The organism is Paenibacillus sp. JNUCC-31, assembly GCF_014844075.1.
Classification (GTDB): Bacteria; Bacillota; Bacilli; order Paenibacillales; family Paenibacillaceae; genus Paenibacillus.
Map to the genome: position 1 here is coordinate 7510845 of NZ_CP062165.1, position 13563 is coordinate 7524407.

At 38.1% G+C, this 13563-nt stretch carries 17 protein-coding genes and 2 pseudogenes; 6 read left to right on the plus strand and 13 right to left on the minus strand.

Features of this window, described 5'->3' with window-relative positions; genetic code table 11:
• Position 1 precedes the first annotated feature (1 nt).
• On the minus strand, positions 2-232 hold the full coding sequence (locus tag JNUCC31_RS33700) for a leucine-rich repeat domain-containing protein (RefSeq protein WP_228469367.1): 231 nt from the start codon (positions 230-232) through the stop codon (positions 2-4).
• A gap of 33 nt (positions 233-265) precedes the next feature.
• Here JNUCC31_RS33700 and JNUCC31_RS32835 point away from each other — a divergent pair, with 33 nt between their 5' ends.
• Positions 266-772, plus strand: coding sequence for an RNA polymerase sigma factor (locus JNUCC31_RS32835; RefSeq protein WP_228469806.1), 507 nt, complete (start codon positions 266-268; stop codon positions 770-772).
• Between the two features lie 686 nt (positions 773-1458).
• Positions 1459-1770 carry a helix-turn-helix transcriptional regulator gene (locus JNUCC31_RS32840; protein ID WP_192267442.1) on the plus strand — a complete coding sequence of 104 codons (312 nt, stop codon included), beginning with the start codon at positions 1459-1461 and terminating at the stop codon, positions 1768-1770.
• A gap of 195 nt (positions 1771-1965) precedes the next feature.
• Here the strand turns inward: JNUCC31_RS32840 and JNUCC31_RS34180 are convergent, their stop codons facing one another.
• Positions 1966-2145, minus strand: coding sequence for an AbfB domain-containing protein (locus JNUCC31_RS34180; RefSeq protein ID WP_416234477.1), 180 nt, complete (start codon positions 2143-2145; stop codon positions 1966-1968).
• A 105-nt stretch (positions 2146-2250) separates the two neighbouring features.
• On the opposite strand from JNUCC31_RS34180, the pseudogene JNUCC31_RS32850 reads away from it, so the two are divergent.
• Positions 2251-3014: pseudogene (locus JNUCC31_RS32850) on the plus strand (IS5 family transposase).
• A 252-nt stretch (positions 3015-3266) separates the two neighbouring features.
• Here JNUCC31_RS32850 and JNUCC31_RS32855 read toward each other — a convergent pair.
• The 4 genes and pseudogenes from JNUCC31_RS32855 to JNUCC31_RS32870 all read right to left on the minus strand — a co-directional run.
• Positions 3267-3386 (minus strand): annotated as a pseudogene (locus JNUCC31_RS32855) (sugar phosphate isomerase/epimerase); the annotation flags it as partial.
• A 32-nt stretch (positions 3387-3418) separates the two neighbouring features.
• Positions 3419-3868 (minus strand): DUF2231 domain-containing protein, encoded by a 450-nt coding sequence (locus tag JNUCC31_RS32860; RefSeq protein WP_192267445.1) that lies wholly within the window; start codon positions 3866-3868, stop codon positions 3419-3421.
• Positions 3869-4007: 139 nt separating this feature from the next.
• Positions 4008-4451 carry a hypothetical protein gene (locus tag JNUCC31_RS32865; RefSeq protein ID WP_192267446.1) on the minus strand — a complete coding sequence of 148 codons (444 nt, stop codon included), beginning with the start codon at positions 4449-4451 and terminating at the stop codon, positions 4008-4010.
• Positions 4452-4603: 152 nt separating this feature from the next.
• Entirely contained in the window at positions 4604-5158 is a 555-nt protein-coding gene (locus tag JNUCC31_RS32870; protein WP_192267447.1) for a pyridoxamine 5'-phosphate oxidase family protein, read from the minus strand.
• Between the two features lie 171 nt (positions 5159-5329).
• Here JNUCC31_RS32870 and JNUCC31_RS32875 point away from each other — a divergent pair, with 171 nt between their 5' ends.
• On the plus strand, positions 5330-5932 hold the full coding sequence (locus JNUCC31_RS32875; RefSeq protein ID WP_192267448.1) for a TetR/AcrR family transcriptional regulator: 603 nt from the start codon (positions 5330-5332) through the stop codon (positions 5930-5932).
• Between the two features lie 581 nt (positions 5933-6513).
• Here JNUCC31_RS32875 and JNUCC31_RS32880 read toward each other — a convergent pair.
• The 4 genes from JNUCC31_RS32880 to JNUCC31_RS33710 all read right to left on the minus strand — a co-directional run bounded on the left by JNUCC31_RS32880 (position 6514) and on the right by JNUCC31_RS33710 (position 9375).
• A complete protein-coding gene (locus JNUCC31_RS32880; protein ID WP_192267449.1) occupies positions 6514-7110 on the minus strand; it encodes a TetR family transcriptional regulator in 597 nt (198 codons plus the stop codon).
• A 132-nt stretch (positions 7111-7242) separates the two neighbouring features.
• On the minus strand, positions 7243-7998 hold the full coding sequence (locus JNUCC31_RS32885) for an SDR family NAD(P)-dependent oxidoreductase (RefSeq protein ID WP_192267450.1): 756 nt from the start codon (positions 7996-7998) through the stop codon (positions 7243-7245).
• A gap of 56 nt (positions 7999-8054) precedes the next feature.
• The gene (locus JNUCC31_RS32890; RefSeq protein WP_192267451.1) at positions 8055-8510 is read right to left on the minus strand and encodes a MarR family winged helix-turn-helix transcriptional regulator; all 456 of its coding nucleotides are present in this window, start codon (positions 8508-8510) and stop codon (positions 8055-8057) included.
• A gap of 715 nt (positions 8511-9225) precedes the next feature.
• Positions 9226-9375, minus strand: a complete 150-nt coding sequence (locus JNUCC31_RS33710; protein ID WP_228469368.1) for a hypothetical protein — start codon at positions 9373-9375, stop codon at positions 9226-9228.
• A gap of 186 nt (positions 9376-9561) precedes the next feature.
• Between JNUCC31_RS33710 and JNUCC31_RS34185 the strand changes: the two genes are divergently transcribed.
• Positions 9562-9879: a TetR/AcrR family transcriptional regulator C-terminal domain-containing protein gene (locus JNUCC31_RS34185; RefSeq protein ID WP_416234347.1), complete on the plus strand. Its 318-nt coding sequence runs from the start codon at positions 9562-9564 to the stop codon at positions 9877-9879.
• A gap of 143 nt (positions 9880-10022) precedes the next feature.
• Positions 10023-10511 carry a pyridoxamine 5'-phosphate oxidase family protein gene (locus JNUCC31_RS32900; protein ID WP_192267453.1) on the plus strand — a complete coding sequence of 163 codons (489 nt, stop codon included), beginning with the start codon at positions 10023-10025 and terminating at the stop codon, positions 10509-10511.
• Positions 10512-11102: 591 nt separating this feature from the next.
• On the opposite strand, the gene JNUCC31_RS32905 is transcribed toward JNUCC31_RS32900, so the two are convergent.
• The 3 genes from JNUCC31_RS32905 to JNUCC31_RS32915 all read right to left on the minus strand — a co-directional run bounded on the left by JNUCC31_RS32905 (position 11103) and on the right by JNUCC31_RS32915 (position 13351).
• On the minus strand, positions 11103-11396 hold the full coding sequence (locus JNUCC31_RS32905; protein WP_192267454.1) for a hypothetical protein: 294 nt from the start codon (positions 11394-11396) through the stop codon (positions 11103-11105).
• 75 nt (positions 11397-11471) lie between these two features.
• The gene (locus JNUCC31_RS32910) at positions 11472-12023 is read right to left on the minus strand and encodes a hypothetical protein (protein WP_192267455.1); all 552 of its coding nucleotides are present in this window, start codon (positions 12021-12023) and stop codon (positions 11472-11474) included.
• Between the two features lie 1100 nt (positions 12024-13123).
• Entirely contained in the window at positions 13124-13351 is a 228-nt protein-coding gene (locus JNUCC31_RS32915; protein WP_192267456.1) for an HIRAN domain-containing protein, read from the minus strand.
• Between the last annotated feature and the right edge of the window lie 212 nt (positions 13352-13563).

The window sequence follows — 13563 nt, forward strand, 5'->3', positions numbered from 1 at the left end:
GTTAACTTCCTGAGGGGCTTAATATCCACAATTTGATTACCACAGTCGTCAAATTCACAGCATCGGATAGAGGGGAAATATCAGCAATTTGATTTCCACTTAAAGAGAGCTTCGTCACATTTACTGCATATTCCAAACCCTGCAAACTCTTAATTCCTTTACCCGATAAATTAACGTCGGTCAGTGACTCTAAATCCTCTTTTGTTAGTGATTCATCGTCGTTTTTATTCAATAATGACTTAATCGAGATAGAATTCGAAATTATATTGCAGTAAAGACAAATTCGGCAACTGCCGATGACTTAACGCAACAAGCTTTTTTAAAAGCAATGGAAAACTTTCACTTGTTTAAGTGTAACTCCAGTATATTTACTTGGCTATTCAAAATCGCGCAAAATATTGTGAAAAACGAATATCGTACGAAATCACGAAATAAAGAAATGGTGCACGAAGTAATCGACTTTCAGTCCCAATCGATATCCCTCGATATTGCTAGAGATGTCGATATCCGTCTTGATATCAGTGCTGCATTAGCCCGATTGAATGAATTAGATCAGCAAATCATATCATTGCGTTTTTTCGTCGATTGCACTTTATTGGAAATATCCAAAATCATCGGGATGCCTCAAAGCGCAGTCAAGAACAGACTCTATCGTGCCTTAAACAATCTAAAAAAAGAATTAAAAGAATGGGGTGACATTACAATCATGTCTATTAAAGAATTGATATCAATTGTGGATAAAAGCGAGGCTCCTCCAAGAATGATGGTATGAACAAGGTGTACCATGACTTATTTGAAGAGTTGAAAAGCAATGTAGATCGAATTATTACAACCTATCGTCATCGACCTTCTCAGAAAATCGCTATTGAGATCTATCCGGATCTGCCCACTTTCCATCAAGCAATAAACGAGCCGGATGCGCCCAATTGGTTTAACTGCTTACATCTCAGAATCGAACCAGAAGGATATTTTGGATTATCGATATACAGTTTGGGAACACATTTTTCGTACCCACATTTCATGCAACTGTTTAGATAACATTCTAATCGGGAATGGTACAATGTTCTTGTCCTGCGGCAGTACATTGATTGACACAAAGTTCCCTACCAAAATGACACAAAGTAAAAAATGATTCTCTCCAGGGTAGTAGGGAACTTTATGTCAAATTCCAGCCTAGTAGGGAACTTTATGTCACTAAAAATTGACACAAAGTTCCCTACCAAAAAATAAAAAAACCTTATTCTATAAGGGATTTCATGGTTGGTAACTTTATGTCATTCTACACCGAGGGTATGTTATTTTTATTTCAACCCAGCTAGTGCAGAATGATCTCGGAGTAACACAAGAGGAAATTATCGTTTTTTTGCTACGTTTGCTAACCTTACTCGAAAAAATTATTCCTGAACACGTTCCTCTTCCCCAGTTCAGTGGAGACGTGACGAATATTCAGAGAGAATCATGAACTGGATTGAAGAAAACTACATGGAAAGTGATATTTTGAACAACCTGGCTGACGATCTACACCTTACACGATCTTACGTATCACGAGTTTTCAAAAAAGAAACCGGTAGTAATCTCAGCGAATACCTCGTCGCCAAACGAATTCAGGTTGCCGCCCATTTGTTGGAAAGTACTTCAATACAGGTAGACAGCATCGCACACCAGGTAGGATTTCAGAACGTCTCTCATTTTATCTCACGTTTCAAAAAAACGTATCGCCTTACGCCACTCCAATACAGGCTTAAGGTTAAGAAGATAGATTATTTGTAACAAGACATTAGAACACTTTTAGAGAGATTTAAAGTCTCCTATACTAACTATTCATTGGTTAAACAAAAGCAGCCGATTCTTTGATCGGCTGCTTACTTGATTTCTTATTGAACTATCGTTTCATATAGTTGAATAATTACTTGGATTTATGAGGTGTGATTCCTTAAACAACTTTGGCATTTCAAACGCTAGAATTTATGGCGCAACTTCAGCGAAAGTAGCATCACCATTAAACCCTGTGCCTGTTCCACTCTCGACATACATGAGTGAACCGGAATGACGGAGATACTTAGTGGAATCAGACCACATCTGGTATGAGTACATGTTTGAATCCGCCAAACCCGGTACTCTGCGGAAAGTGGCATTATTTGGAATGCAGTAGTATTGTCATTCAAGTCTACCCACACTTCTCCATTCGATCTTACACTAGGGCGTGTCTTCAAACTGTTTGAATGGTAATACATGGGTTAAATAGTTTAGATGAATACTCGATACGAAATAAAAGAGACACAATGGCAGCGAGTTCAAGACCTGTTTCCACCTGAACGAAAACCACAAGGAGGACGCCCCGCATGGGACAACCGAATCATGTTAAATGCAATGCTTTGGGTTGCACGTTCAGGCGCCCCATGGCGTGATCTACCTGACCACTTTCCCCATTGGAAATCCGTCTACACCCGCTTTAGACGCTGGCAGAAAGCGGGGATTTGGGATGAGGTGCTGAAGCATGTCTCCCTGGATGCTGACGAGGAAAGCATCATGATTGATGCCACGATCGTGCGCGTTCATCAGCATGGATCGGGCGCAAAAGGGGGCAAAGCAAGCAAGCGATCGGACGTTCCCGTGGTGGACTAAGCACCAAAATTCATGCCTTGGTCGATGCGTTAGGAAATCCACTTCGTTTTGAATTAACGGGTGGTGAAGCTCATGACTCCGTTCAGGGCTATGAGCTTCTTCAAGCCATGAAACTGAAGATGAAGCAAGTGTTAGCCGATCGAGCGTATGATACGAATGCGATTCGAACACTTTTGGACGAGCAACAGGCGATTACAGTGATTCCAAGCAAGAAAAATCGCCGAGAGATTCAACCACATGATCGAGATATCTATAAAGAACGTCATTTAGTGGAATGCTTCTTCAATAAAGTGAAAAACTATCGTCGTCTAGCGACTCGCTACGATAAATTAGCGTGTACGTTCAAGGCTTTTTTGACTCTGGCATCCATCATGGTGTGGCTTGCCTGAGTTTGAAGACACACCCTAAGGTTTATGTTATGATTTTCTCAATTTAATTTTATTACCCATGTCTTAACATCACTAACTACTGCATCCAAGAATTGAACGGTCGGTTCGTCTAATAAATCCCCTTGCTCATCAATTTTTTGATGTACTTCACCGATATATACCTCGTTCCGGAGAACTGGCGACGAGATGGAGAATAAAATTTCTCTCAAATGAAGCTAGGCTTTAACAGTTCTAAAAAAAAGCCCGTTCAAATTAAACCCACCACATTTCACCAACTGGCTCATTAATAATGATTGAACTTAGGTTTTCTACGCCCTTGGTAAACCCTTCATTCACAGACATTAGACCGTCTTCGTGCTCGATTTGAAGAACCTTTTATCCGAGGGAAAGGATCTTATGAAGAACTAGGGATATATAAGTTGACCTCCGAAATGTCCAGTCATGATTAGCATAACAAGTCCTGTAAATGACAAAATGAACAAGATTCCTCTTAGAAAAGTAGAAGAATTTTTTTTCTTAATACTACCGTATTGAACTAAAAGTGTTAAAGCAAATATGATGAGTGTGAAGATTCCAAACATTTGATGTTTAGTTATCGTTTCTGATACATTCGGAAATGTCTTTACTGCGTAATCTACACTGTTGAAACCAGAAATGACGGCAGCAATCAAGAAAACAAATCCTCCTACTAATGAATAATTTGCTAATCGCCTATAGAAGTCAGATCCCCAGAAGGAAATCCATAAAGATATGGCACCTACTAATAACAGTACTATAGGGAAATGTATAATCATTGGATGTAACTGCATAATACTTCTCATTCCTTTCTTAAATGCTAGGATTCGATTCGACATGGGGTCTCCGACAACGAATCAAAAATGAACACTCCACATTCCTAAAGAAAGAGGGCCCTTTAAACGGCCCCTTCGTAAGGAATCTATCCTCACACATCCACTCCGTAGACTTTAATTGAAATGTCAATTAAGGAAGACCTTATCTATTGATTTTCAATTTTCCGGTAAGTACAAATCCGTCCCTCATGCTCATACTCATTAGGAAAAGGTTGAAACTACCGCATATGATTTCAATTAGTTGAACCAATAAGAATTTTACTCCAAATTGACCCGTTGAAGCCCACATATCAAGCAATATAGCAGACGGTATCATAATTAATACACCAATCAAGGCAATAAATGGCATACGCTTCTTTTTCTTATCAATAATCTTTCCTTTCCTACCCCGAGATATTTTGAAGCCCGTTGCCCCAGTTATCGCCATGGCAGGAATCAAAATAATCAATCCTGGTAGAACAATCAAACTTTTTAGTCTAGCAATCGTTTCATGACTACAGAATAAATCTACTATAATAGTTGAAATAAGAAAAACAGCTATACATAGAAACGATATAATGCTAGCAAACGCATGTAGTTTCTTCATTTAGTAGTAAGCTCCTATTCTGAATTATAAATATTGCGGTTACGGATGTAATCATCAGAAACTAGCCTCTTGGCTTTTAAAATATTCAAAGTAAAAAAAATATAGATAGCATGAGTCCCATTTTCTCAAATTTCTGAATCCAGTTAGAGGCGTTACACCTGTTGCCGATAGTCTACTGATACCAACGGACGCTTGCCTGATTGATCCATCCACGTACCGTATAGAACATCTACTCGTATGCAAGGCTGTTTTTCAAGCGGTAAATGTTCAGTGAATTCATAACCTGGCTTACTTCTTTGAGCTGCTAGTGCTTTTTTAACTTCTTCTGGGTCAGTGATAATTTGGGCAATCCCCATAAATTGAAATGCCTTTGCCTGCTTTCTATTTTCATATCCTGTTAAATTATATATTGATAATGCTACCTGGGAATTCACACTGATGTTATGCAACTTCCTCGTGCCTGGAACAGAAAACAGATAAAACACAGGTCTTTGTTCTTGATCTGTAACTGTGGCAAAATGCATAGCATGAATAAGTGGCCAACTATTAGGAGTTAACGTTGCCAGATTAGCAACCTCTTGTGCTTCTAAAAAGTCCAAAATGTCTTGTTTGATTTCATTTTCCAATTCTTGTTTAACTAACTTAGGCATAAGATCTTTCTGTTCCAATCTGTTTTCAATCCAATACGTTGATTTACTATTTCCCATAATCTGCACCTCCGATAATTAAACTGTACTGTACAGTTTAATTATAATAAAGAGAATACCAACCGTCAATATGTTCCTCCGCTTACGGGATAACGCTTCTTATTTGACGATGTTTGTTTAGAAATCTATAATGAGATCAGAAATTTGTAGATTATATAGGGAGCGGTTTCTTTGAGAACAAAAAGTGAAGACAAGAGAAAAGCAATAATCGATGCTGCATTACAATTGCTAAAGGAGAGCGCTTCATATGAAGTATCCATGTCCGAAATTGCTGCGCGTGTTGGGGGTTCTAAAGCCACTTTATATAACTATTTTTCATCTAAACAAGAAGTGTTTGTAGAATTGGTTAAACAGTCTGTTCAACCTGAATTAACTACCATACAGTCCATATTGTCAGAAAATGAAAATCTTAAGACGGTGCTACAAAATTTTGGGGAACATTACTTGCATCAACGGTGCAGCCCGGATACGATCGCTATTAACCGGATGTTAATTGCAGAGTCCGCGCGCTCAGATGTTGGGATTTTGTTCTTTGAGGAGGGTCAAAGGAAAATTCTCGGTATGTTATCTGTACTGTTTGAGAAAGAAATAAATGCTCAAAATTTAAAAAATATGGATACAAAAGTGGTTGTGTCACACTTTATAGCCTTAATCGAATCAGAACTAGTTGAAAAATGTCTATTCGGCTTTATTGAGGATCCATCCGATGAGCAAATCAAATTGTGCGTTGAGCGAGCTGTCAGTGTTTTTTTGGATTCGTATTTATCAAATTAAGTTATTGATAAAAATAAACGAGAACGAGTTATAACATGTTGACACGCCAGCAAAAAGGGATTCTTTCCCAGCCTACAGCTTCGCTTGTTATAAAAGGTCAACGCCTTTAATAGCTCAAACATTGATCTTTTGGGGATCGTGTGAGAACTATTTTTTTATGGTTTTATCTCCTAAAGCAGCCCGTTTTTCTAGCTCCCCATCGAAAACAACAAAAAAATTACTGACAGTTTTAGCTGGCTATCTTGATAACTTGAAATCCGCTTATTCTATCGGGGAACAAGCGTTTTAACTTTTTCAGGAATCTGTTCTGGTTATCGTACCGAATAGATTAGCTCACTTGCTGAACAACCTCAGCTGGACAATGTCTAGCTGAGGTTGTTTCAATTAACGGTTAAATGGCTTCGAGGTGTATTGAATTTGATGCGAGTGTAGGAGTACACTACTCAGATCCAAGTGATGGTCTGTATTCTCCATAAGAATGTCCAGGTATTCACTTGTTGCATTGATGAAGCCTATCCTAGAACGTTAAATTTTAACTTTCTCCTGGATTTATTGTTGCTTTACATCTCGTTTTTAACAACTTAAGACTTTACTCCTAATCCTCGAAGTACAAAATCATTAATTTGTTCTATTAAATTTTCATACATAACACTGTTATGATCCATCATTAACCATGAATTATGTCGATTTGTATGTGTGATTGCAAGGTTTAAAACCATTAACATACTGTGCGGAATAGACTCAATTTCAAACATCCCTCGCTCTTTACCCACTCGAAGGAACCCATTCATTTTTGTAAAGAGTTGATCAATAAATTTATTTACAGTTGATGAGTGATTAATATTAACGGATAACTCTTGATAAATAATGTTACTCATCTCAGGATCTCTTAGAGTATACCGGACAATTAAACTGATTATTTTCCTAACCCCCTCGGTAGGATGCATTGAATCAGTTATGAGCTCCAATTCACTTGTTACATGGGGGCAATAAAAATGGTGAAACAAGGACTCATATACACTCTTTTTACCACCAAAATGATATGAGACAAGCGAAAGGTTCACATCAGCCTCTTCACAAATCTGACGAATTCCTGTGCCTTCATATCCTTTTTCTGCAAAAAGCTTCTTGGCGGCAAGTAAGATTTTACTTTTATTTTCTAATTTTTGTTCCAACAAATTATGCTCTCCTCATATTAGCTAGATGCTAAAGCTCCAATCAAGGCCCCGACACCAAAGAAAATAAGCGCTGTAATAAACAATTGCCTCGTTGTAAACGTTGAATTAATAGACCCGATAGTGAAACGAAAATTACACCATGGTGATTCCACCATCAACTGGCACATAAACACCTGTGATGAATTGACAATCATCGCTCACATACATCGCAATTGCTTTTGCAACATCCTCAGCACTTGCAATCCTTCCCACCGGCGTCATTTCAGCCAGTTGATCACGGAATTGTTGCGGTTGATTAGCGGAGGCTTCTGTATCCACAAGGCCAGGTGAGATCACATTAACCGTAATTCCATTTGCTCCCAATTCCTGTGCAGTATATTTTGCAAACTGAACAAGTCCAGCCTTGGCTGTCCCATGTGCGATCATTCCGGGTGCAGGATTTTTTGCCAGACCACTTGCAACATGTACGATTCGACCATATCTATTTTGAATCATCGATGGTGTAGCTGCCTTGGTCATTGTGAAAGCTGCCATCATCTCATCGTTTAATTTTTGCGAAAATTCCTCCCAAGTCATTTCTTGAAAAGGTTTTATAACAAACGACATGCTGGCGTTATTCACTAACGCATCAATTCCCCCCCATATGGACAGTATTTCGTTCACCATTAGATTCACTTCATCTGGCCGGCGAACATCTGCCTTTATAGCTATTGCTTCGCCACCCTTCTCACTAATTTGTTCGACAATCTCGTTGGCACGCTCAGCATTATAGGCATAATTCACCACAACACGAAAACCTCTTTCAGCTAGAACAAGTGCTGTTGCAGCTCCAATTCCACGACTTCCGCCAGTAATTAAAACAACCTTTTTCTCGGTATTCTGCTCCATAGATAATCATCCTCCTGATTCATTTAGACAATCAGTTGACTAATTGAATAAAAAAATTATTCTTTTCTCTCTATGTTTTGACCAAGGTGGCTAACCAATCGCTCGACAAGTGATGCAAAATACAAAAGTTCTTCTGAACTAAACACTTCAAATATCTGATCGTTGGTGGAATACGTTAATGGTGTTAGATCCGTTAATATTTGATGACCTTGTTCTGTCAATTTCACCCTTGTGATTCTCCGATCAGAAAAATCCTCGTAAGTAAAAACATATCCAGCTTGACGTAAACGTTCCACCATGCTCGATATATTCTGTTTTGTTACAAGGGTATCTTGACGTAAATCTTTGATTGCTAATCCCTCGTGATTTGCAATCCTGTTAAGCAGCATCCATTGTTGAATACTGTGCACTCCCACGCTGGCAGTAATTTTACCACCTATTCGGGAAAGAAGATTCGAAGCTCTCATAACATTCAGCACAATATCCGTTTGAAAATCGTTTTTGTTCTGCATTTGATTACACACCTTATCCACAAAGTAGTCAACTAATTGTCTTTTGGATTATAAAATATAATTTAAAATTCATCAATAAGTTTTAATAATTCACTGAGTTACCATTACAATTCCCCTCCTTTAATCTAACCTTTTGTTCGAAGTAAATAAAAAAATACCACAGGCGACTGTGGTGGGCAAGCTCACATAATTAACGAACAGTCCGTCTAATAATAACAGCGATCATTATCTTTTAATTTTTACTTTACCTGTAAGCAGAAGTCCATCTCTCATACTCAGGCTCATTAAGAGAAGGTTTATGGTACCACCTATAATTTCTATCGACTGTACCACGAAGAATCTTATTCCGAAATGTCCTGATGATGCCCACATATGAAGCGCAATAGCGGAGGAAATCATTACTAATATCCCAGTATACGCAATAATGGGCATCCGCTTTTTTTTTTTTCTATAAGGTTTCCTCTTCTACCCTGAGATATTTTAAATTCTGTCGCTCCAGTGATGCGTTGGCAGGAATCAATATAATTAAACCGGGAAGCAGGATCAATCTTTAGCAATCGTTTCATCGCTATAAAACAGTTCTGTGATTGTAGTAGCCATAAAAAAATAACTATTCAAAGATAGACTGCTATGCTCTCACTTAAAAGTAATTTCTTCATAAACCCTCCTGTAAATCCTTTGCATAATCTATGGAGATAAATGGAGGTTTAATTGATTAGTCGATCCAAATGCCGTATAAGACTTCTATCCGTATACAGGGTTGCTTTTCAAGAGGCAAATATTCGGTAAATTCATACCCTGCCTTACTCCTTTGTGCTTGCAGTGCTTTTTTTAATTCCTCTGGGTCACTCCCCAGTTCTTCCATCCCCATAAATTGGAAGGATTTTGCCTGCTTTTCATTTTCATATCCAGGAGAGATTGCTGCACGTGTTGGGGCTTTAAAGCAACGTTATACAACTACTTTTCGTCGAAACAAGAAGTCTTCCTTGAACTGGTCAGGAAGTCGTTCAACCTGAATTGACTGATATCCAATTCATCCTTTCAAAAGAAGATGATCTTAAGCGTGCTTCACAATTTCGGAGTACATTACTTGCAACAACGGTGCAGTCCAGATACTATAGCGGTTAATCGAATGTTGATTTCTGAATCTGCGAAATCTGAAATTGGGATTCTATTTTACCAAGAGGGACAAAGGAAAATTATCCATATGCTGTCCGAGTTGTTTGAGAAAGCAATGAAAGACTCCAAGATAAAAAGGAATAAGACAGCAGTGGTTGTGTCCCATTATATTGCCCTAATTGAATCAAAATTATTGGAGAAGTGTTTATTAGGCATAATTTTAAAGAACCTTCTGATATCCAAATCATAGAGTGTGTTGAGCGAGCAGTAAATATTTTTTCGGATGCATATTTTCTGCATTAACTGGTGTTCGGATTCGTGATTGTCTTGATGTTTATTGGAGCATTTCATGGGGGATACTGTGATTAATACAATGAAAGGGTACATTAAACAATGAATCCAAACTCCCCTAACCAAGAAGCGATCAAAAAGATTCAGGAACTGATTAAGGATATTGACATTGCGATGCTTACAACGGTCTCAGAAGAAGGCTTGGTTTCTCGTCCCATGAAAACTCAGGATGTCGAGTTCGATAGCAACCTCTGGTTCCTGACCAAGAAAGATACTAGCAAATTTCATGAACTGCTTCAAAATCAGCAAGTCAACGTGGCATACGCGGGTAAATCTTTCGTCTCCATTCGTGGAGAAGCCGAGCTGGTGGATAATACCGAGAAAATCAAAGAGTTCTGGAGTCCAGCCTACGAAAAAATACTGGAAACCACATTTGAGGATCCAAATCTCGTACTAATTAAAGTCAATGCCGAGAGTGCCGAATTCTGGGATGCAGGCAACAAGTTCAAGATGGCTTCGTTCCTGTTTCGTAGACTGCTGGGAAAAAATACGGAAGGCACAGACCTCAATCAAATCGTGGAATTCCATTAAAAGTTCAGCAGCCTCATCTTGCTGTAATACAATGCTCCTTTGTTAGACATACCAAACAGCAGCAGCCTGTCACCTGATGGGCTGCTGTTTCTTCTGTATTTCTTCACACTTCACAATAAAATCATTAAAAGAAACGCTTATCCCCTCAGTAAACTCTCATGTAACCCTCCACCTCTATAACCGCTTGTCGAGAACCTACTCCCATTTAAACTTTCACAGCTCATGAAATACAATTTCATACTAGATGAGTTGAGCGATGTCGCCACTCTTGCCAAACATCCCTTCATCTGGCATAATAACCGGGTCATTTGGATACTGCTCCTTGGGTCGTAACCCGTTATTATTTAGACAACCATCTAATCGAAAATCGGACTATGTTCTTGTCCATTCCGGCAATCGGTACAAGTTCTTGTCCCTCCTCAGCTTTTTCCAGTTACTAAATTCCGTTTTTTTGAGTAACTATTAGCTGCTGGTTACCTCTCCTTGAGGCAGTGGTTCCATTAAGACGAAAAAATGTCCTGTATTATTGCATTTATCTGCACAAACTTACATGCGCTCCGTATTTAGATATTCACCTAATCGGCAATCGGATCAAGTTCTTGTCCATTTCGGTAATCGGTACAAGTTCTTGTCCTTAGCTTGGGACAAGAACTTGTACCGATAAAACAAAAAAGCCGCTAAAATAGCGACTTCAATGGGAATATGTTCTTGTCCCTCGACAAATACTAGCCAACCCCCTCCACTATTTGAGAATGCTAATATATCTTTGAGTAAATTTGCAAATGCAATATTGGGGTTTATATATATATCTCTTTTATAATCCCATTTGTTATTCTCTGTTCCTAATCCAACTAACTCAAAAAATTTGTCTTGAGAGTTATACATGGTATCATTCATCCCTATCCATGTGTTTTTTTATAATACTGAATATTAAAAAATTTAAAGCCCTCTACTCAATAATCAATGAAAAAAAGGATTAGGGGTATTAGCGTGAAAATCTAGCACGTATCCTTTTCTATTCATCATCTCATTTAAAGTTTTATATGTATCTGTATTAGTCATTATAAACTCGATTGTTTCAGCCAAATTAGGTGTTGATCTACCATCTCTAGAGATATAATCTGAGTAGGAGATATTAAGTCTCTCAAGCAAATCTAATCTTTGTGGTGTAGTCATAAAAATTCTAGAGTACTTAACAGCAGATTGACTTCGTTCTTGTTGAGTACGATTCCACCAAAACTTTTTAAAGTACTCAGCGATCTCATGTTCATGATCATTAAAAATACTAATTACGCTCCAATCTTTTCTCAAGTAATAATTAGCAATATTGATCTTATCGCTGTAACGCTCTCTTCTTTCCTGAAGGATTTGTTCTAACTTCAGTTCTTCTGTTTTATTCTTTAACTTTTCAGCCAAAGAAGGCCGATGAGAGTTATTAGCATATGCTCGTACAACCTCTCTTGCTGTTGACCTAGCTAGTGCCCTTGTTAGAATATCAATTAACTTTGCCAAATTTATTCCTCCATGAAAATATATTCTACACTTGCGATACCTGTTAATCCAATACTTAGTTTCACCTCCACGCTCGACGGCAATTTCAAATTCTCTGCAGCCGTTCCATAGCTACCTCGACATCTTTATCGCATCAATTGCCTTAATTGTTGGCAAGGCTAGTGCTCCGTTACCACACTAGAGAGTAACTGCTGTAGTTGTTGGTAATTTTAGGTCTGCTGTAATTAATTCTTTTTGGTAACTGTGGTAAGATTCGAGAAGTTTTGACCAATTCCTGCGTTTTTCCTTTTACTAATTTTTGGTGTCTCTTGAGAATTTTTGTCCCCAGTCAACTTCGTGCTCTTCTCTTCAATTGGTTCGAATTACGAACTTCCTTAGAAGAACCGGCTATTCGGATTAATGATGACGGCCTAGTTGGTTCATGGTTTATGTATTTGCACCACGACATCATCCTAGTTACACTAAACATACCCGTTAGCTTAATGTTACTGGCATTTATCAATCGACAATAATAGAATGTGCTTTTCCGTCGACACTAATCTAATACTCGTAGTTCCTGCCCGTGTGCCCATATGCATGAATAAAAAATCCCTCTGGTTTCCATGAGGGGGTAAAACCAATCCGGAGTCGAATTTGACATCAATTTTTATTGGCACCATCTGGATCTCAAATTGTAGTGTGGATCTTATGGGCAGGTATTGATTTATCCTTTGCAGTAAAGAGCTTAAGTTCTTGTCCCTCGACAATACATCTTTAGTATAGATTATTTAAATAATGTACTCAATCTAAGGATACGTGCATGTTTCTTGAGCATAGAGCCGAGCCGCTTTCCGCTTCAAGTGAGGACGAAACACTCCAACCAAATTTCGATTATATAGAGGACGATATATGTTTTTTTAACCCTCTTGCAAAGATGAGTTTTTTCATTAAACTTCCATAAAAAATCATAGAACTAATTTACAAGATGTTAATAATTTCAATTTTATCAACATATGGTCTTAATCTAGAAGTACGTCAGAACCTATTAATTTCTCTTAACAATCACGTTTTTTTGAATATGTATAATGGGTCCTTTTTCTCGACTTCAAATTTTTTAAAAGTTAACTTATAGGAAAATCCAATTTCCATGTTATAGGCCAAGATAGATCTCCATTCTTTATCTCTCGATCTTCCTTCGTATATACCTTGATTGCATTTTTATCAAACGGATTTTCTGGCTCACGGATATGCTGTAAAACATTTCCTTCATTAAGCGTTTGAATCGCCTTTAAACGTCTTCCTACGTTTATTCCTACTACAGAAATCTGCAGGCTTTTGTATGAAACCAAACTCTTCTCCCAATGCGAAATACGTTCTAATAGGCTTCACAGACAAGTCTGTAAAGAACGAGCTTTCCAGCGGTGCTCCTCAGAATCAAGACATATAATTGCAAAAGTATCATTTTTCGTTGCATAGCATAGTTTGAAAGCGTATTCAATTTAACTACACTGGATAATGATAACAGAATTGAGAAAGGAGAGTTATAGGCAACTCATCATAA